The sequence below is a fragment of the Pseudomonas sp. P105 genome (assembly GCF_032614175.1).
GTDB lineage: Bacteria > Pseudomonadota > Gammaproteobacteria > Pseudomonadales > Pseudomonadaceae > Aquipseudomonas > Aquipseudomonas rhizophila.
Map to the genome: position 1 here is coordinate 5,050,623 of NZ_CP126693.1, position 19,707 is coordinate 5,070,329.

The 19,707-nt window shown below is 58.9% G+C and carries 14 protein-coding genes and 1 pseudogene; 4 read left to right on the forward strand and 11 right to left on the reverse strand.

Features of this window, described 5'->3' with window-relative positions:
* Window positions 1–102 precede the first annotated feature (102 nt).
* Window positions 103–1,722, forward strand: coding sequence for an FMN-binding glutamate synthase family protein (locus tag QOM08_RS22660; RefSeq protein WP_316912168.1), 1,620 nt, complete (start codon window positions 103–105; stop codon window positions 1,720–1,722).
* Window positions 1,723–1,729: 7 nt separating this feature from the next.
* On the opposite strand, the gene QOM08_RS22665 is transcribed toward QOM08_RS22660, so the two are convergent.
* From QOM08_RS22665 to QOM08_RS22685, 5 genes are all read right to left on the reverse strand, one after another.
* Window positions 1,730–3,283 carry a glycosyltransferase family 39 protein gene (locus QOM08_RS22665; RefSeq protein WP_316912169.1) on the reverse strand — a complete coding sequence of 518 codons (1,554 nt, stop codon included), beginning with the start codon at window positions 3,281–3,283 and terminating at the stop codon, window positions 1,730–1,732.
* Complete coding sequence (locus QOM08_RS22670) at window positions 3,280–4,284, reverse strand: glycosyltransferase family 2 protein (RefSeq protein WP_316912170.1); 1,005 nt, start codon at window positions 4,282–4,284, stop codon at window positions 3,280–3,282. The genes QOM08_RS22665 and QOM08_RS22670 overlap by 4 nt, the downstream gene beginning before the upstream one ends.
* Window positions 4,281–4,655, reverse strand: a complete 375-nt coding sequence (locus tag QOM08_RS22675) for a GtrA family protein (RefSeq protein ID WP_139049235.1) — start codon at window positions 4,653–4,655, stop codon at window positions 4,281–4,283. The genes QOM08_RS22670 and QOM08_RS22675 overlap by 4 nt, the downstream gene beginning before the upstream one ends.
* A gap of 189 nt (window positions 4,656–4,844) precedes the next feature.
* Entirely contained in the window at window positions 4,845–6,266 is a 1,422-nt protein-coding gene (locus QOM08_RS22680; protein WP_139049234.1) for an amino acid permease, read from the reverse strand.
* Window positions 6,267–6,801: 535 nt separating this feature from the next.
* A complete protein-coding gene (locus tag QOM08_RS22685) occupies window positions 6,802–7,263 on the reverse strand; it encodes an REP-associated tyrosine transposase (RefSeq protein WP_139049233.1) in 462 nt (153 codons plus the stop codon).
* A gap of 360 nt (window positions 7,264–7,623) precedes the next feature.
* Between QOM08_RS22685 and QOM08_RS22690 the strand changes: the two genes are divergently transcribed.
* Window positions 7,624–10,731, forward strand: a complete 3,108-nt coding sequence (locus tag QOM08_RS22690; protein ID WP_316912171.1) for a transglycosylase domain-containing protein — start codon at window positions 7,624–7,626, stop codon at window positions 10,729–10,731.
* A 34-nt stretch (window positions 10,732–10,765) separates the two neighbouring features.
* Here QOM08_RS22690 and QOM08_RS22695 read toward each other — a convergent pair.
* The 6 genes and pseudogenes from QOM08_RS22695 to QOM08_RS22720 all read right to left on the reverse strand — a co-directional run bounded on the left by QOM08_RS22695 (window position 10,766) and on the right by QOM08_RS22720 (window position 17,887).
* Window positions 10,766–12,031 (reverse strand): annotated as a pseudogene (locus QOM08_RS22695) (hypothetical protein).
* A 51-nt stretch (window positions 12,032–12,082) separates the two neighbouring features.
* Window positions 12,083–13,354: a hypothetical protein gene (locus tag QOM08_RS22700; RefSeq protein WP_316912172.1), complete on the reverse strand. Its 1,272-nt coding sequence runs from the start codon at window positions 13,352–13,354 to the stop codon at window positions 12,083–12,085.
* Between the two features lie 30 nt (window positions 13,355–13,384).
* A complete protein-coding gene (locus tag QOM08_RS22705) occupies window positions 13,385–13,867 on the reverse strand; it encodes a CS1 type fimbrial major subunit (protein ID WP_410479100.1) in 483 nt (160 codons plus the stop codon).
* 45 nt (window positions 13,868–13,912) lie between these two features.
* A complete protein-coding gene (locus QOM08_RS22710; RefSeq protein WP_316912173.1) occupies window positions 13,913–14,656 on the reverse strand; it encodes a molecular chaperone in 744 nt (247 codons plus the stop codon).
* A gap of 105 nt (window positions 14,657–14,761) precedes the next feature.
* A complete protein-coding gene (locus QOM08_RS22715) occupies window positions 14,762–17,284 on the reverse strand; it encodes a TcfC E-set like domain-containing protein (RefSeq protein WP_316912174.1) in 2,523 nt (840 codons plus the stop codon).
* Window positions 17,285–17,398: 114 nt separating this feature from the next.
* Complete coding sequence (locus QOM08_RS22720) at window positions 17,399–17,887, reverse strand: CS1 type fimbrial major subunit (protein ID WP_139049226.1); 489 nt, start codon at window positions 17,885–17,887, stop codon at window positions 17,399–17,401.
* A 429-nt stretch (window positions 17,888–18,316) separates the two neighbouring features.
* Between QOM08_RS22720 and QOM08_RS22725 the strand changes: the two genes are divergently transcribed.
* Both QOM08_RS22725 and QOM08_RS22730 read left to right on the forward strand, forming a co-directional pair.
* Entirely contained in the window at window positions 18,317–18,895 is a 579-nt protein-coding gene (locus QOM08_RS22725; RefSeq protein ID WP_281459870.1) for a PadR family transcriptional regulator, read from the forward strand.
* Complete coding sequence (locus QOM08_RS22730; protein WP_316912175.1) at window positions 18,892–19,677, forward strand: siderophore-interacting protein; 786 nt, start codon at window positions 18,892–18,894, stop codon at window positions 19,675–19,677. The genes QOM08_RS22725 and QOM08_RS22730 overlap by 4 nt, the downstream gene beginning before the upstream one ends.
* The last annotated feature ends 30 nt before the right edge of the window (window positions 19,678–19,707 follow it).

A 19,707-nucleotide genomic window follows, 5' to 3' on the forward strand; every position in this document is an offset into this window, starting at 1 on the left:
CCCCAGCGAGCATAAATCCCCTCGCCACAGTTGCCCGCCCTTTCGCTGCCAGCGCAGAATGCCTGCACCGCCCCACCCCATCGCTCACCCGAAGGAAACCGCATGAGCCTGTCTTTACTGAGCCGTTACGCCTTCTTTGCCGGCTGCGTAGTTTTTACCCTCGCCAGCCTGCCGTTTCTGCAACACGACTGGCTCTGGCCGATCACGCTGGTCACGGGGCTGTTAAGTCTGCTGGGACTGTTCGACCTGCTGCAGAACCGCCATGCCGTGCGTCGCAACTACCCGATCCTGGGCAATATCCGCTATCTGGTCGAAGGCATCCGCCCGGAAATTCGTCAGTACTTGCTCGAATCCGACAGCGACGCCCTGCCCTTCTCGCGCGCACAGCGTTCCCTGGTGTACTCCCGGGCCAAGAACGAAAGCGCCGACAAACCGTTCGGCACCCTGATCGATGTTTATCAGACCGGTTTCGAATTCATCGGTCATTCCATGCGTCCGGCTCCGTTGAGCGACCCCAGCGATTTTCGCGTGACGGTTGGCGGACCGCAATGCACCCAACCGTATTCAGCGTCGGTGTTCAACATCTCCGCCATGAGCTTCGGTTCCCTGAGCGCCAACGCCATTCGGGCGTTGAACCAGGGCGCCAAGCTCGGCAATTTCGCCCACGACACGGGCGAAGGCAGCATCAGCCCTTATCACCGCGAACACGGCGGCGACCTGACCTGGGAACTGGGCAGCGGCTATTTCGGCTGTCGCACCCGTGAAGGTCGCTTCGACCCGGAGCGCTTCGCCGCCCAAGCGCAGAATCCGCAGGTACGGATGATTGAAATCAAGATGAGCCAGGGCGCCAAACCCGGCCATGGCGGAATTCTGCCCAAGCACAAGGTCACCCGGGAAATCGCCGAAACCCGTGGCATCCTTATGGGCGAGGACTGCGTTTCACCGTCACGCCACAGTGCTTTCTCCACACCGATCGAACTGATGCAGTTCGTCCAGCAATTGCGCGAACTGTCCGGTGGCAAACCAGTGGGTTTCAAGTTCTGCCTGGGCCACCCCTGGGAGTTCATGGGCATCGCCAAGGCCATGCTGGAAACCGGCATCCTCCCCGACTTCATCGTGGTGGACGGCAAGGAAGGTGGCACGGGTGCAGCGCCAGTGGAATTCACCGACCACATTGGCGTGCCGTTGCGCGAGGGCCTGCTGTTTGTCCACAACACCTTGGTGGGCCTGAACCTGCGGGACAAGATCAAGCTCGGCGCCAGCGGCAAGATCGTCAGCGCCTTCGACATCGCCAGCGTCCTGGCCATCGGTGCCGACTGGGCCAACGCCGCGCGGGGCTTCATGTTCGCCATCGGCTGCATCCAGTCGCAAAGCTGTCATACCAACAAATGCCCCACCGGCGTCGCCACCCAGGACACCCTGCGCCAGCGCGCCCTGGTTGTGCCGGACAAGGCCCAGCGGGTCTACAACTTCCACCGCAACACCCTCAAGGCCCTGGCCGAAATGCTCGCCGCCGCCGGCCTCGAGCATCCTTCACAACTGCAACCCAAGCATCTGGTCCGCCGCATGTCCGCCACTGAAATCAAGCTGTTTTCCCAGTTGCATGTGTTCTTGAAACCGGGGGAATTGCTGACGGGTGAGGTCAATGGGGAGTTTTATTCGCGGATGTGGCAGATGGCGCGGGCTGACAGTTTTGAGCCGCAGGATGTGGCGGCGGCGTAACGGTCAATCACCGGGCTGCCCGCCTTAGTTGAGTGGGCGTCGCTTTGAGGGTAAATAGAGAAGCAGCCATCTCCCCGTCAATAAGGGTTAGGGTGGGTTCCCAGTCTTTTGCTGATAGCACCCTGGCGCCCGACAAAGATTTGATCGATATCCACCAGACCCTGCGCCCGTTGCATTTCAACACATCCGGATCATTGAAAAAGACCCACTTCAAACTTTCGGGAATCAGGGCATAACCGTTGCGATCTGAGATTTTCAGAAAAGCGTCAGGAGTGAGGCGAATGTAAAATCTCGGTTGGATACCTGTCTCGTTGTAATAACTGAACGGTAGATACCAGTCCAACGAGTCAAGCACGATTTCATCGCCCGGCCTAAGCGCTTGTTTGATCTCGGCAGCCAGCTCATCAAGTTTGTAACGCTTACGGAAATCGATTCCATCCGTTTGCCGATAGACCGACTGCAACCCTTGTATTTCTACCACGACCACAATCACCAGGGCTAAGACCAGAGCGCCAGGTCGTTGCCCTAATGTATCCAGAACAACCGCAACGACCAGAGGCAAACCGACTGCTGCAAATACTAGGTAGCGGGGAACAAATACCGGGATTAGCAACGCCACCAGAGCAAGAACGATTGTCGGGATAAAAAAATAGCCGATCAATAAACCATTGGAACGATGCAGGGCCCTGTCTTTCCAAATCAGTATTGCTGCGCAGGCGATAACAAATACCAAGGGCACCGCCCGCAGAAGCAACGATTGCGCGCCCCAGACATTCATCACACTGAACTGCCATACAAGACTCAACACCGCCTGTCCTGTGACAGGTGGTATCCATCCAAGACCCGGCCGGTCTACCAAATGCTCAATAAAATTAGGCAACCAAGGCAAGAACAACACCAAAATCGCACCATTGGCCAGAATCCACGCGCGCACGGATAGCACGGTACGAGAACCACCTGGAGCCCCCCACCACCAATAAAACCAATGAACAAGCACACACAGCGCCGCGAAATAGTGGGTATAAAAAGCGGCTGTCATGAGCAGCACATAAATAGCTGGGAAACGTTTTTTTTCAGGTGTTTTAACCCAGCACACCAATGCCACGGTTGCGCCCATCAGCCAGAGTCCGAGCAGGGTGTACATCCGTGCTTCCTGACTGTATCGAATCGAGATCGGCAGCAATGCCAATAACAATGCAGCGATCCAGGTAGCCCTTCGCGTAGCAACCAGACTCATCAGTTTTATGCCCAGCAAGACTGTACCTAAGTCTGCTAGCGCACTGAGTGACCTCACGGCCAGGACTCCGTCGCCGAACAAAACCATCCAGTAATGCAGCGCGAGATAATAAAGTGGTGGGTGAACGTCGCGTGCCGTAAGCGACCAGATCTGCCAAAACTCGTGCCGGGCAAGCAGCACGCTGAAAGCCTCGTCATACCAGATAGCAGGTACTGTGATTCCGTGAAATCTCACGACTATCGCCAGGACTGTTACCGCGGCCAGAGCTGAGAGATCAGCAAATCGGTTTGGAGATTTGCCTGAGTAAGTACGAAGAGACGTCATGACTCATGACGTCCTTGAGATAGGGATTTGCATTTATCGCAGCGGCTCCCATCGCTGCCGGCATCATGGTTTATCCCCGAGCCCTGAATCGTCTCCTTGATGACATACCGAGGCCGGTGTTTGGTCTCCAGATAGATCCGCCCGATGTATTCACCCAGCACACCAATGCCGACCAGTTGCACACCACCCAGAAACAGAATCGCAGTCATCAGAGAGGGGTAGCCGGGCAGGTCGTTTCCAAAAAACAGCTTGTCCAGCACCATGTACGCGGCATACACCAGCGAGAGCAACGAGATACAACCGCCAACGTAAGTCCACAACCGCAACGGTACGGTGCTGAACGACGTGATGCCTTCAATGGCCAGGTTCCACAACTTCCAGCCATTGAACTTGCTCTTGCCGGCGGCGCGGCCGGCGCGGTCATATTCGATGACAACGGTATTGAAGCCGGCCCACGACAACACGCCTTTCATGAACAGCTGGTATTCGGGAAGGGTCTTGATCACCTCCACCACCTTGCGATCCATCAGGCGGAAATCCCCCACATTCTGTTCAATATGGGGGGAGGCAATGCGATTGAGCACTCGATAGAACAGCGCCGCGCCCCCGCGTTTGAGGTAGGTGTCGGATGAGCGATCGCGACGCTTGGCCAGTACCACTTCGGCCCCCTTCTGCCATTGAGCAATCAGCCGCGGAATGACATCGATGGGGTCTTGCAGGTCCACGTCCATCGGAATCATCACGTCACCGCTGGCGCGCTCAAGGCCGGCAAACAACGCTGGCTCCTTGCCAAAATTACGAGAGAAATTGATCAATAGCACCCGGCTGTCGGCCAACGCGATGTCACGAGCCAACGGGCCGGTCTGGTCAGTACTGCCGTCATTGATGAACACGATCTCGACGTTGTAGTCACTCAACGCCGGATGTCGGCGGACACTTTGGTAAAACAGCCCGACGGCTTGTTCTTCGTTGAACACCGGAACAATCAGAGAAACCTTCACGTGTGCTGCCCGCGAAACACCAGGAACCGGGACAAAGGAAAACCCACCACCAGGCTTATCAGCGAAAAAGCCGTCACGGTCAGTAAGCCGTGTAAGTGCCAGCGATCCCCGAAGTAACCCACGGTATAACTGAGCCCGCCCATTACGCAGAGGAAAAGCACGTAGCCGGTTGCCGATATTCTGGCCTCGAAGGTATAGAGCGCATTGATATAAGAGGAGAATAAGGCCGCCACGCAAAAAGCAGCGAAGTTACTCAGCGCCTGATCAAGGCCAGCCGCCACCCGCAGCACGAAAAATATCTGCCAATGGATCAGCGTATTCGCCAGTCCAATCAGTGAATAGCTGAAAAACCCTTTCCATATCGCTTTCATAAACGCTCCCGACCATGTCGGTGCTTCGGGCGATACTTAATCTAGGGACCTGTGGGTGTGCGGTCTACTGTAAGAACTAACAGGTACCCGATGTTCGACTAGCTGTGGTGAGGGTTTGTAATCCGCGTCTATCAATCATAAAAAAGCCCCGATCATCCGACCGGGGCTTTGTTTTACAACACCATTAACTTACGAAACCGAACGCACCGAACCCTGCACATCACCCGTCGGCTGCAACTTGAAGGTATAAAACAACACCGTCAGCAGCACCAGGAACGCCGGGCCCACGTAGAGGGCCACGCGGGTATCGGGGAAGTAGGCCATCAGGCCCACCACCAGCACCAGGAACGCCAGCGCCAAATACGAACTGACCGGGTACAGCCACATGCGGTATTTCAGGGCCGCACGTTCCGAAGCGCTCAGGCTTTTACGGAATTTTAGCTGGGCCAGCAGGATCATCACCCAGGTCCAGATCGCGCCGAAGGTGGCGATGGAGGTCACCCAGACGAAGACTTTTTCCGGCACCAGGTAGTTGAGCAGCACGCCCAGCAGCAGCGCGGCGATGGACAGCAGCAACGCGCGGCGCGGCACGCCGTTGGCCGAGGTGGTGGCGAAACCAGCCGGGGCCTGGCCGTTCTGCGCCAGGCTGTAGAGCATCCGCCCGGTGCTGAAGATCCCGCCGTTGCAGGACGACAGCGCCGCAGTGATCACCACGAAGTTGATGATGCCGGCGGCGGTCTTGATACCCAGGCGCTCGAAGGTCATCACGAACGGGCTGCCCTGGGTGCCGATTTCGTTCCAGGGGTAGATCGACAGGATCACGAACAGAGCGCCGACGTAGAACAGCAGGATCCGCCAGAACACCGAACCGATGGCGTTAGGGATGGTTTTCTGCGGGTTCTTCGCCTCACCGGCGGTCAGGCCGATCATTTCCACACCCAGGTACGCGAACATCACCATTTGCAGGGACATCAACACACCCTGCACGCCGTTGGGCAGGAAACCGCCGTGCGTCCAGAGATTGGAAATACCCAGGGCCACGCCGTCGTTGCCGAACCCGAAAGCGATGATGCCCACGCCGCCGATGACCATGGCGATGATGGTGACGATCTTGATCAAGGCGAACCAGAACTCGAATTCGCCGAAGGCCTTGACCGCGATCAGATTGATCGAGCCCATGCTGATCAGTGCCGCCAGGGCCCAGATCCAGCGGGGCACGTCGGGGAACCAGATGCCCATGTACACCGCCACCGCGGTGATTTCCGCCACGCAGGTAACCAGCCACAGGAACCAGTAGTTCCAGCCGGTCAGGAATCCCGCCAGCGGCCCGAGGTAGTCCTGGGCATAACGACTGAACGAGCCGGCCACCGGGTTGTGCACGGCCATCTCACCGAGCGCACGCATGATCACCAGGATCGCCAGGCCGCCAATGATGTAGGACAGCATGATCGCCGGACCGGCCATTTCGATGGCCTTGGCCGAGCCGAGGAACAGCCCGACACCGATGCAAGCGCCGAGCGCCATCAGGCGGATATGCCGCTCGCCGAGTTCACGTTTGAGCGGACCACCCTGAGCGGTCTCGCCATGGGGCAGATGATTGCCGACAGGCATAGGGATACAACCTCGTTTTGTTATTGGATTGACCACCGAGTCTCCAAAGCCGCAAGCCGATAAGCCTGCCACCTTGCCGAAACCGGGTCTGTTTTGTGGACAGACCGTCCTGTAGAACAAACGCCGCAGGATCAGCGGGCCGTGCAGTATAAAAAGCCAGAGGCAGAGAGTTTCACTGTAAAACCAGGGAAAATCAGGGATAAACCTCATCCCTATACCCATCTATGGAGACGTATTGCCTGGGATTACAGCCAATTCGTAAAACGGCGCCGAGTATTGCACAGCGATGGTGCAGCGTCATGCCCGGGGACATGCCGATGGCTCTAGCGCAGGGTTCTTGGGCTGAACAGCCCCTGTGGCGAGGGAGCTTGCTCCCGCTGGGTGGCGCAGCCGCCCCCGGCTTTTTCAACCTGGGAATACTGCTCAGCCATGCATCAGTTGCGTCTGCTGCGCAGCCGAGCGGGAGCAAGCTCCCTCGCCACAAGAGCAACCAATGCAACTAGAGCAACTAGAGCGACTAGAGCGACTAGAGCGACTAGAGCCATTTCGCGTCCCAGAGCGGGTAATCACCAATGCGATCCACCAGCCCTGCGCGAAGCGGATTGGCGATGATGTACCGAGCGAAGGGCCGCAGCTCCTGGTTGTCGCGGATCGCACGATCATGGAAACCGCTTTGCCAAAAGGCACCTTTTCTATTCATTGCTCGATTGATCGCCAGGGTGCTGCGAGATTTTACGGCTTGCATGACCTGAGTGAGTTGGGCTTCCTCCAGTTGCACCAGCCAATGCAGATGGTCCGGCATGACAACCCAGGCCAGCGAATTAACCTGTCCTCGTTCATGAGCCCGGCGCAGTTCTGCAACCAGCAAGCGTCCCAATCGCCAGTCCTTGAAGAGCGGCACGCGTTGGTGAACGACCGTAGTGACGAGGTAACCTCGCCCCCGTTCCGAAGAGCGTCCGCGACGCAATTGATGAGAGTTTGGGCGTGGTGGATACATTCCTTGGCTTCCTGTCGTTGGGGTATCAACTTACGGTAGCCCCGCCCGGTCTGACCCGAGACTTTGATGTTTGAACGACGTTTCCGATAGCAACGTAGTACCCGTGGCGAGGGAGCTTGCTCCCGCTGGGTGGCGCAGCCGCCCCCGGCTTTTTCAACCTTGGAATACTGCTCAGCCATGCATCAGTTGCGTCTGCTGCGCAGCCGAGCCGGAGCAAGCTCCCTCGCCACAAAAGCCCATCAGCCATAGAGAACAACAACCGTCTTATACATACGGTGTCCACAATTTCCCCGCCGCCCGCGCCGCCACCGTCTAAGCTTCAAACAAGTCCCGATCAATGCGTGAATGGATCAGTCGACTATGGGCGCGTTATGGCAAACCGATTCGAGTAAACCTGTGGGCCCGACTGAACGTATGGAAGAAGCACCTTTACCCCAAAAAAAACGCCGCGCAGGGCATGGCTGGCGAGCGTTCTGGTTGTTGCTGTTGATTATCGTGGTGGTGGTCGGCCTGGCGGTGGCCAAGGAAATGCGCACGTCCAGGTTTCAGGCCCGGGAGATCAGCCGGTACGCCGCGTCTCTGACCTATTCGGTGCAACCGGGGCCCAGCGACGCCATCGTCTACCCTGGGGCGGGTCCGTTCGACCGGCGGTTGGGTTACAGCTCGCTGGATGAATTCCTGCCGCGGTTGCTCAAGCGCGATTATGTGATCCAGGCCCAGGCACGTTTCTCCCCGGCCTTGATGAACTACGTCGATAAGGGCCTGTTTGCCCCTTATGCGGAAAAGATCCAGGCCGGCCTGACGATCACCGATTGCCGCGTCGCGCCGCTGTACCAGTTCAAGTACCCGCAGCAACTGTACGCCAGCTTCGAGGCAATCCCCCCCGTGGTGGTGCAAAGCCTGTTGTTCATCGAGAACCGCTTTTTGCTCGACCCCAAGCACCCCCAGGCCAACCCGGCGGTGGACTGGCCGCGCTTCGGCATGGCGGCGTGGTCCCAGGTGGCCAAGCTCCTGAGTTTGCCGGGTCAGTCCGCCGGCGGCAGTACATTGGCTACGCAGCTGGAAAAGTATCGCCACTCCGCCGATGGCCTCACCGGGTCGGGGGCGGAGAAAATCCGCCAGATGATTTCCGCCAGTGTGCGGGCCTATCAGGCAGGCCCACAGACCCTTGAGGCCCGGCAGAAAATCATCCGTGATTACCTCAACAGCGTGCCGCTCTCCGCCGTGCCGGGGCATGGCGAAGTCCACGGCATGGCCGAAGGTTTGCGGGTCTGGTACGGCGCCGATTTCAAGCGTGCCAACGAACGCTTGTCCAGCACCGCGACAGACCCCGCCAGCCTCGCGGAAAAAGGCCTGGCCCTGCGGGAAATGCTGTCGTTGATGATCGCCCAGCGCCGCCCCTCCTATTACCTGTCCAAAGGCCGGGACGAACTGGCGCGCCTGACCGACAGCCACGTCCGGCTGCTGGCCCAGAACGGCGTGATCGACACCTCCTTGGCCGAAGCGACCCTGGCAAGCAAGGTCAGTTATCGCGACTGGGTGCAGCAACCCACCATTCAGCCCAACGAAATCAACAAGGGCATCAGCGCCGCCCGCAGTCGTCTGGCCACGTTGCTCAACCGCTCGTTCTACGACCTCGATCGCCTGGACCTCTCCGCCACCAGCACCTTGCAAAACGACTTGCAGACCCAGGCCACCGATTACCTCAAGCGCTTGGCGGACCCGGCGTTCGCTGCCGAAATCGGCCTGATGGGCGAACGTCTTCTGACGCCGACCAGCACCGCCCAGGTGCGCTACAGCTTCACCCTGCTGGAGCTGACCCCGGACGGCTCGCGCGTGCGCGTGCAGACCGACAGCACCGACCAACCCTTTGATATCAACGAAGGCAGCAAACTGGAACTGGGCTCCACCGCCAAGTTACGGGTGCTCACCACCTACCTGCAGATCATCGCCGAACTGCACGAACGTTATGCCCACGAACCCCCGGCAACATTGAAAAAAGCCGAGATCGCCGACCAGGACCGCCTCTCCCGCTGGGCCGTCGACTACCTGATCCAGCACAGCGATCGCAACCTGCCGACGATGCTGGAGGCGGCGCTGGATCGCACCTATTCAGCCAGCCCCGGCGAGGCGTTTTTCACCGGCGGCGGGCTGCACACCTTCAATAATTTCCGTAAGGAAGATAACGGCCGTAATCCCACCTTGCGCGACGCCCTGCGCGAGTCGATCAACCTGCCATTCATTCGCCTGATGCGTGACCTGGTGCGCTACGCCACGTACGCGGGTCCCGACAGCAGTTCGGAGCTGCTCAAGGACGACAAGAATCCGCGCCGCCAGGAGTACCTGGCGCAGTTCGCCGACCGCGAAGGCACCACCTTCCTGCTCAAGTTCTGGAAGAAGTATCAGAAAAAGGACACGGGCCAGCGTCTCGAAACCTTCCTCGACGGCATGCGCCCCACGGCGATCCGCCTGGCCGCCGTGCACCGCTATTTCTTTCCCGGCGACAGCCAGGAAAGCTTCAACCACTTTGTGCGTTCGCACCTCAAGTCGGCCAAGAGCGCCGAAAAGCTCACCGACGAACGCCTGGAACGGCTCTACAGCAGCTACGGCCCGGGCAACTATGACCTGCCCGACCAGGGCTTTATCGCCAAAGTCCATCCGCTGGACCTGTGGCTGGTGGGTTATCTGCTGAACAACCCCGATGCCAAGTTCAGCCAGATCGTCAAAGCCAGCCGGTTCGAACGCCAGGAGGTCTACAGCTGGCTGTTCAAAAGCCGGCACAAGAGCGCCCGCGACAGTCGTATCCGCACCATGCTGGAAGTCGAGGCCTTCCTTGATATCCACCAACGCTGGCAGAAAGTCGGCTACCCGTTCGACCATCTGGTGCCGTCGCTGGCTACCGCCATCGGCAGCTCCGGCGACCGCCCCGCCGCGCTGGCGGAGCTGGTGGGCACCATCCTCAACGACGGCATCCGGCTCCCGGCGCTGCGCGTGGACAGCCTCGACTTCGCCGTCAATACCCCTTATGAGACACGGCTGATCAGCGATCCGGATAACGGCAAACGGGTGATGCCGATGGAAGTGGCCCGGGCGTTGCGCGGTGCGTTGTCCCAGGTGGTCGATGCCGGCACCGCGAAACGGGTGGCCGGCAGTTTCACCCTGGCCGATGGCACGCCGTTATCGATGGGTGGCAAGACCGGCACCGGCGACAACCGCATCGAAGCCGTTGGCGCCGGCGGGCGGGTCATCAGTTCCAAGTCGATCAACCGCACCGCGACCTTTGTGTTCTACATCGGCGACAGCCATTTCGGCACCCTCACCGCCTATGTACCGGGGGCTTCGGCGCAGAATTTCAAGTTCACCTCGGCCTTGCCGGTACAAGTGCTCAAGGGCATGGCGCCGTTCCTCTCGCCGTACCTGCAACCGGGTAGCCATACCCAGTGCCAGCCTTTGGTGGCGCGCCATTGACTCAATCCAACCCCTTAGGAGCGATGGTGGACCGCTAGACCTCCGAATCCCAGATCACCGTCACATTGCCGATGTAGCTCTTGGCATCGCCGGCCAGCATTTCCTCGACCTGGTTGCGGGCGACTTCGAAATGCATCGTTCCCGACCGACGCTCGATGTAATGCCCCGGCTGGAACAACTCGGTGCCGCTTCCATCGAGATAGAGCCGACGGCGGTTGACCGGTTGGCCACCAGCGTCGGTCAGGCCATTGGGCAGAGTCACGCTGATATTCACCGGTACCATCTGGCCGGAGCTGGGTGCCCAGAGCAGGCAGGTGTTATCACTCGAACCGGCGAACTGGCATTGCAGGCCCATCTTGAAACGCGATGAGGCTGAGATGTGGAAGGTCTGGTCACGAAACAACCGCGTCGGTTTTTGCCCCTGGCTCAACCAGGCCTGCCAACCGCCCTGAGGTTCGAGCACGACCTTGTTGCCGCCAGGAGGCACTTCGACCTTGAGGGTGTGTTCGACATCCAGTTTGAAATTGAACGCGATTATTGAATCATTCGGGATCATCACATCGCCCATATCGAAGTCCTGCCCCGGACCAACGCTATAAGTCAGCGAGCCCGTGTATTGACCAGTCGACATGGTCAAGGGATTGGGGGTACGTAGTTCATAGGCAAAATCCAGATAACGGTAAGTCATGCTGGGGATCAAGTAACGAGCCCTTTTGGCGCACACACCTTCTACCGGGGTCGTCCAGAAAAAACCGTACCAATTGACGTTATAAGGTGCATTACCGCCAAATCGACATGGCGAGGGCGCACTGACCCAGCTAGAACCCCATAACAGGTTATGAGCCTTTAAAGCGTCAACACCTCCACCGACCAAGTCGGCTGCGTTAACAGGAAGTCGGTATTCCGAACCTATGCCGGACAAACGTATTTCAACGACTTCAGTTTCACCCGTACTTGCATGGGTTACTTGTAGCGAGCGCCAACCGGCAGGCACTTTGAACATCGCACCTTGCCGAGCGTCCCCATGATTCGCTTCGATAGGAAGGGTCGAACTGAAAGTGATAGGCAAGCGAATGCTGAACATCGTCTTGCATTGATTTGGAAATGACGCGCAGTAACCCGTGGTCGGAGTGGTATTGCGAAATTTATTCTCTTGAGGCTAAGCAGGGTCTGGCCTGAATACGGCACTGATTTCCCGGGTCAGCGCATTGGCCGTCGGAACGCCTGTCAACAACAAGGCAAAAACCGCGACTGCGCGGCACAACGAAACACCGCGCCCGAAGATGTTTGAACGACTCATTTTCACTCCAATAAAACTGCAACGAGCAAGCCCGCTCCCACAAGGGATCACCTAAACCTCTGAATCCCAGATCACCGTCACATTGCCTATGTAACTCTTGGCTTCCCCAGCTAGCATTTCCTCAACCTGATTGCGGCCGACTTCGAAATGCAGGGTGCCCGGCTTGCGGTCGATGTAGTGCCCCGGCTGGAACAGTTCAGTGCCGCTGCCGTCGAGGTAGAGCCGACGGCGGTTGACCGGTTGGCCGGCGGCGTCAGTCAAGCCGTTGGGCAGGGTCACGCTGACATTCACCGGCACCAGAAGGCCGGAGCTGGGTGCCCAGAGCAGGCAGGTGTTATCGCTCGTATCGGCGAATTGGCATTGCATACGCATCTTGAACCGCGATGAAGCCCAGATATGGAAGGTCTGGTCACGGAACAACCGGGTCGGTTTTTGCCCTTGGTTCAACCAGGCCTGCCAGCCGCCTTGGGGTTCGAGCACGACCTTGTTGCCGCCAGGAGGTACTTCGACCTTGAGCGTGTGTTGGACTTCGAGATTGAAATTGAGCGCAATCACCGAATCGTTTGGGATCATCACGTCACCCATGTCGAAGTCCTGGCCCGGCCCGACGCTGTAGCTCAACGTTCCGGTGTAATGACCGGCCGACATCTTCAAGGGGTTGGGGGTGCGCAGTTCGTAGGCAAAATCCAGATAGGTGTAGCGCATATCAGGCACCAGGTATTTGGCCTGTTTGGCACAGACGCCTTCTTGCGGCGTTTTCCAAAAAAATGCGTACGTGAGCGTGTTGTAGGTCGCAACACCACTGTAGCGGCACGGCGAAGGCGCATACACCCAACTGCCGCCCCATAGCCTGTAATGGGCCGTCTTGAGATCCTCACCCCCTCCCACCAGCTCGACAGGACTCACGCTGAGGCGATATTGCGAACCGATACCGGATACGCGCACTTCAACCTCTTCACTTTCGCCGGTGCTTGAATTGAAGACGGTTGCCGGACGCCAGTTGGCGGGCACCTTGAACATGGCGCCTTGCCGATTACTGGGGTGGTTGGCCTGAATAGGCGCGGACGAATCAAAGGTAATGGGCATCCGAATACTGAACATGCCCGTGATTTCACATTCCCTGGGGTGCTGGGAACAATACCCACTCACCGGTGTGGTATTGGTGAACTTGTTCTCCATGGGCTTCGCCGGATCAGGCCGGAAACGCGCACTGATCTCCTGGGTCAATGCATTGGCCGTCGGCATGCCTATACACAACAAGACAAAAGCCGTGGCAACGCGGCACAGCGAAACACCGCGCCCGAAGATGTTTGAACGACTCATTTCGATCCACTCCAATAAACCGCAATTGCCCTACGGCGCAATGGCATCGAACACCATGTGCACGGTGCCGAAATAATCCCCAGGCGCATACTCCTCCTCGGTCTTGACGGCGATGATTTCCAGCCCCACACGCCGACCGGGCCGGGCCTCGGCGGCCGAGACCACCTGGGCCGAATCCAGGGTCAGTTGGACGTTGTTGAACGTCACCTGCAGGTCGATGCGCTCACGGCCATTGGACAGGTAAGCCTCTTGCCCCAGACGGGCGCCAATGGCCCCGTTGATGTTCTTCACTTCGTAATTGGCCCGCAGCGGCAAGAGCCCGGAGGTCAGGGTGCTGAACAGCATCGGCTGTTCACGCTCGACCAGTTGCGGGTCGACCGGCAGCACGTGGAAGTCGGTCGTCGGGATAGTGACGAAGAGTTCGAACGTTTCCCGCTCCAGCGCTGCCCACGCGGGCAAACCCGGCAGCGCCAAGGCGGTGAACAGGAGGGTACGTAACAGCATCTTGAACATGATGATTACCTGTGGCGTCAACGGCAGTTCAGTGACGGCATACCGTCAGCCTTTGATCTCGATGGCTTTTTCCTCGCGACCTTCGATCAGACTGAAGCGGTACTCACGCCCAGGCTCCTTGTCGAACGAAAAGGTGCGACCGGCCATGACGTGGTGCTTGGTGGTCGGCCGGCAATCGTTGTCTTTTTGCGCAGCGCAATCCTTGAACTCATCGATCACCACCACGCTGTTGCCGTTGTTGCGCACCAGGTAGCGATCGGCACTGTCATCGATGGCCGTCTCGAAACGGGTCTCCTTGGGCCTGACAAAAAACACCGTGCCGAAGCCGGCCAGCACCTTCACCCCGGCGGCGATCCGTTCCTTCTTGTATTGCTCGCGTTCCTCGGCGCTGACGGCGAACTCGTCCTCGGCCTCCGGCACCACCGGGACGAAGCGAACCCGGAAGTACCGCTCCTTGCTGCGGTCGCCCATGAACAGCAGACGCGTGCCTTGCATGCCGTTGGCCGGCACGATCAGGCGTGCCGGGCTGGCCATCAGACCATTTCTGGCGAGTACGCCGTCCTGATCCTGTAGCGGCACCTCCAGGTAGCTGCCGTCGTCGCTGTAAAGAATCTCGAGGATCTCGACCTTGACGAATGCGGTAGACGTTCCGCCGTTGAAGATCCGTTTCATGTAGGTGCTCTTGTCGCCTTCGAGATAGTCGTAGACCACCCCGACATTAATCTGCGGCCCGGCCTGGGCCATCAGCGAAAACAGCGACAAACCACACAGAACCAATAAGCGCTTCATTAACAAAACCTCATGAATGGAAGGCGGCCGATGGCGACCGTTTCACGGAACACTGCTTGCAATGCTGAAGGGCGCACCACGCTGGCCGGCGCGCCAGGATCAAGTTCAACCCGCCGTCTCGATCGGGTTGTTGCTGTCGGCCAGGGTGTCTGGCGTGCAGCGCAAATCACCGATCATCAACACATCGCCCTCGCTGTTGGCGTTATCCGGGTCGAGGCGGAACTGGCAAAGCAAGTCATTGCCATAGCGCACTTCAAGCGTCGGGGAGCTGGCGTTCATCTCCATGGAGAAGAAACCGTCCACCTCGCTGACTCCACGGCTGGCGTGGTTGATCACGTGATGGCCCTTGAGCGGCTGGCCCTGCGCGTCCAGCAGACGACCGAGCACGGTCACGCTTCTCATCACGCTGACTTTGCGGTAGTCCACGCCCCCTTTGTTCAAGTGATAGCGGCTGCGTGAAGGCTCTATGTTGGCCGCCGGTGGATGCACGCCGTCGAAGTCGAAGGTCAACAGGCTGTTCTGATAGGCGGTGATGGGCACGAAGTTGCGGCCGGGACGCAAGGTGGTGGTGCCACCCGTCAGGTCGTCGGCGAGCAGGACGATGTCGTCCAGGTCGGTTTCCACATCCACGATCATGCCCGCGCCGCCACTCTGGGGCAGGCCGGTGAAGGCGACTTTCTGGCCACCCACGGCCACCGTGCTGCTCAGGTTCAAGCCACCGGTGAGGTTGTCGTTGTAGGAAGAGCGCTGGATGAAACCGTCGCCGTACACCGTATCGGTGTCGAAACTGGCGAGGCCGGACAGACCCACGCCATAGGTATCGGCCAGTACCGTGGCGGACACGCTTTGCAGCACGTGATCCTGCAGGTCCCGGCGATAGCTCAGCGACCCATTGTTGTCCCGCGTTCCGTCACGGGATGTGCGGGTGCCGATACTGCCTGACCAATACTCGCCCGGCCCGCCCAAGGCCACGCTGACGCTCAGGTCCACGCCGCGATTTCGTTGATCGGCGGTACTGGAGGTGCCCGGACGGTCGAACACCGACCACCGCCAGTTGGCATCGCTGCCGCCAAGCTTGCCACGCTGGGTCCATCCCAGGTCCACACCGGCGCCCTCGACATTGCCTTCGCTGTAGAACAGCCGCCCGTTGATCGACGACTTGTTGCTCAGTCGATGGGAGACCGACAGCGACGAATTGCTGGTCTGGCCGACGAACACGTCGCGCTGGCGGATACGAGTGCCGTCAGGCAGGATTTCGTAAGTGTTGCGCGTGTCCAGCCAACTGCGGTTATGGCTGGCTACCACACTGCCCAGACCGTAGCTGTACAGCGCCTGCAGGTCCATGCCGGTGCCGTATTGCTCGGTCTGGTAAACGTTGGCAAAGAGGCTGGTGTTGTTGGGCAGCGTCCAGTCCACCGAGGTGCCGTACTGCAGCTTGTCCTGCACCTGGCGCGTGGAAAGCCCCAACACCACTCGCGGGTGCAGCAAGTAATTGAGACCGACCCCGGCAGTCGTGAAGCCCGAGGGTTGATCGTCCCAGTTGCTCAGCAGTTTGGTTTCACGGCCGGCAAACAGGTTGTAGCGCCAGCGATCATCGGCGCTGCGCCAGTTGTTGGGCTTGTAGACCAGCTCCTGGGACGTGGCGGTGGTCTGCCCGTCTTCAATCAGCCGCACTTCCACTTGATAGATGCCGCCAGGCAATGGCCGGGTATCCAGGCTCTGCAAGCCGGCGCTGACGGCCTGGGTATTGAGCAACAGGCCGTTGCGATAGATCTCTACCGCCGCCTGACGACTGGCGGTGACATAAATGGGGTACACGCTGGGCTTGGGATTATTGATCACCAGGCTGTCGGAACTGCCGTACATGACCCCCAGCGCGGTATCCGGGTTGGCCCCGAACGAACGGATCTGACGGTTCAAACCATCGGAGCCCGGCATGAAATAACCCAGGCGCAAAAAACTGTCTTGCATCTCGCGCTGGGTGTGCAACTCATGAACGGCGTGGTAGAGCTTATCGTCCGGCCCGCCCAGGCGCGAAAGCTGCAGATCGAACGACTGGGTCCAGTTACCCACGCTGGAACTGGCATTGAGGCCATAACGCCCGCCCGTATCCTGCTCCTGACCACCGTTGAGATTGAGTTGGTTATTGACGATCAAGCCCAGACTGCCCCCCTGTGGCTGATCGTAATAACGTTTCTCCACGCTGCCGCGCTCCACTTTTTCAGTGAGGATCGACACCAGTGAATGTTCAAGGCTGTAATGCACCGCCAGCAGCCCCGCCGTGCATTTGGCTTCGCAGGCACCCAAGGCGCGCCCCTGTTTGAGCAGTTGCTCCCATTGCCCGCGCTCGACGGGCGGGATCGGGCTGTCCTGGGTGTCGGTGAATTCGAGCAAGGTAATACGATCATCGCGTGTCAACACCACCATGGCTTCGCCGAGGTACTGTTGATCGAGTTCCATACGAACCGCCAGAGGCACATCGAAAAAGTGGGCTTCAAACTCCTCCGGCAGCCCCTTGGCCTGGGACAACAGACTTCTGGGCGTCGTACCCGGGGCGGTCGGCGCAGCCAATGCACTGGCGCACAACAACAGCGCCAGCGCACCCACGATGGGTGTCATCGCAAACATCAATGGATTCTCATATCAGCAAACTATCGGGACGTTCCAGGTACAGGCCGGCCGGGCGGCCGACCTGCGTTCATGCCCGCAGGACGAGAAAAGCCTCATCGGGCAGTGAAGGGTTTACGGGCGAGGCACCGCGTCGAAGATCACGGTGAAGTCGGCGGTGTATTGACCGACCTGGCTCTCCAGAGGCACGGTCGAGGCCATGATGAGCATGTCGGCCTGGGTACCTGGAGTGGATGCCGCGTCAGTCACCACTTCCTGAGGAAACTCGGTCAGGGTGACATTGTTGAACCGGGTCAGCAGCGGAATGGCGTCCGTACCATTGGTCAGCGAAGCCTGGCCGCCCAGGATATAGGCATGCACCGAACCGTCGGTGTTCTTCACGTCGAAGGTCTGACGCAAAGGGCTCAAGGAGTTGGTCACCGGGTTGTAGTGCATGACTTCATCCTTACCGAAGTCAGGGTTGCGTGGCAGTACATGGAACTGCTTGGTGGGGATCGTCGCGGTGATATGAATAGAGGAGCGAGCATCGTCCAGAGCGAAGACCAGCGAGGAACTCAGGGCTGCGGCGATCAGAGCAGTACCGGATACGATTTGTTTGAGCATGTTTGACACCTGTTCATAGCATAAAGAGAAGGCTTGAAGTTGCAGACCCACTACAGCCTGGCCTGACTTCAACGCCGGAGCATGATCCACTCTCTTTAATTAAAAATAAGCAGGCCTATTCCCAAAAGCACGTAGCCAAACCGCCATGCGCAATAACGAAAAATACGCTGTTTTATATAAAACCGAAGTTTGGATGTAAGAAACAACCCACACCTGCAAGCCACACCCTGGATTTAACACTGCGAATGCAGACAGCGGCCTACTTTGCCGCCCGTACAGGCAAGGGATTCGGGTAAGGTCTTATCTTTTTCAAACAATTGGAACCCAACTTCGATATATCTTAGTTCCAAGATATATCGAGGGTCAAAGATATATCTACGGATAAAGATATATCTCAGTTCTATCTTATGCAGAACGGAGAGCAGGCATATGACAGTCCCCCCTTCCCATCCCAGCCGAAAACACGATGAACACGATGGTTTCGAACGTCGACCCGCAGGCCGTGAGCGTGGTAGCCGGGGCCCCCGGGTCTTCGCCTCCGGTGACCTGAAATTGCTGTTGCTCGCGCTGATTGGCGAACAGCCCTGCCACGGCTACGACTTGATCCGCCGGATCGAAAACATGTTCGACGGCGCCTATAGCCCCAGCCCCGGCGTGATTTATCCGACGCTGACCTTCCTGGAAATGGGCGCATTGATCGCCGGCAACGCCGAAGGTGGAAAAAAACGCTACAGCGTGACCGACGCCGGACGTCTATTCCTTGAAGACCAGGCCCCGGCGTTGAATGAGGTACGCATGCGCATTGAAGCGAGCAAGCGCTCCCTGCGCGGCCAAGACCGCCCCCCGGAAATCCACGAAGCGGTGTATAACCTGCGCAATGCGCTGCACAAACACCATGGCCGGTGGAGCCCGGAAGAAACCCTGCGGATTCGTGACCTGCTCAACAACACCGCCAAAGCCATTATCGACGGTCCCGACCGTCCACCTGTTTCGGAGCCCAGCCAATGACTGAAGTCGATCAAAACACCATTCACCGTGTCAGCCACGAGATCAAGCGCCGCCGCCTGCAGGTGTTGCGAGTGCAGGACCTGACCCCGCGCATGCGCCGCATCACCCTGGGCGGGCCGGAACTGGCCGGGTTCACCAGCCTCGGCAGCGACGATCACGTAAAACTGCTGTTCCCACAGAACGCCGAGGAACACGCCGCCCTGGAAAACTTCGCCCCCGGCGCTGGCAAGGATCAGGGCCCGATGCCGCAAATGCGCGACTACACCCCGCGCCGTTATGACCTGCAGACGCTGGAGCTGGACATCGACTTTGTGCTGCATGGCGATGGGCCTGCCGCGACCTGGGCGACCCAGGCGACGCCCGGGCAATACCTCAACATCGCCGGGCCAAGGGGCTCGATGATTGTCCCGGACATCTTCGACCACTACCTGCTGATCGGCGACGAAACCGCCCTGCCCGCCATCGCCCGTCGCCTGGAAAACCTGGCGGCCAACCGGCGTGCGCTGGTGGTGGTGGAAGTGGAAAACGGCGCCGAGCAGCAAATCCTTAACAGCCCCGCGCAAGTACACGTGATCTGGGTGCTGCGCGAAGGCCGCCAGAACAACCTGCTGACCACCGTGCAGCACCTGGAAATGCCCGGCGGCAAGCTGTACGCCTGGGTCGCCACCGAGAGCAAGGTGTCGCGACAGATTCGCAAGGTGTTGTTGGAGGAGAAAGGGTTGGATCAGGATTTTGTGAAGGCGGTGGGGTATTGGAAGGCGGATGACAGCGAGGAAAATTGAGGGACTAGCGGTGGCTGAAGTACCCTCCAC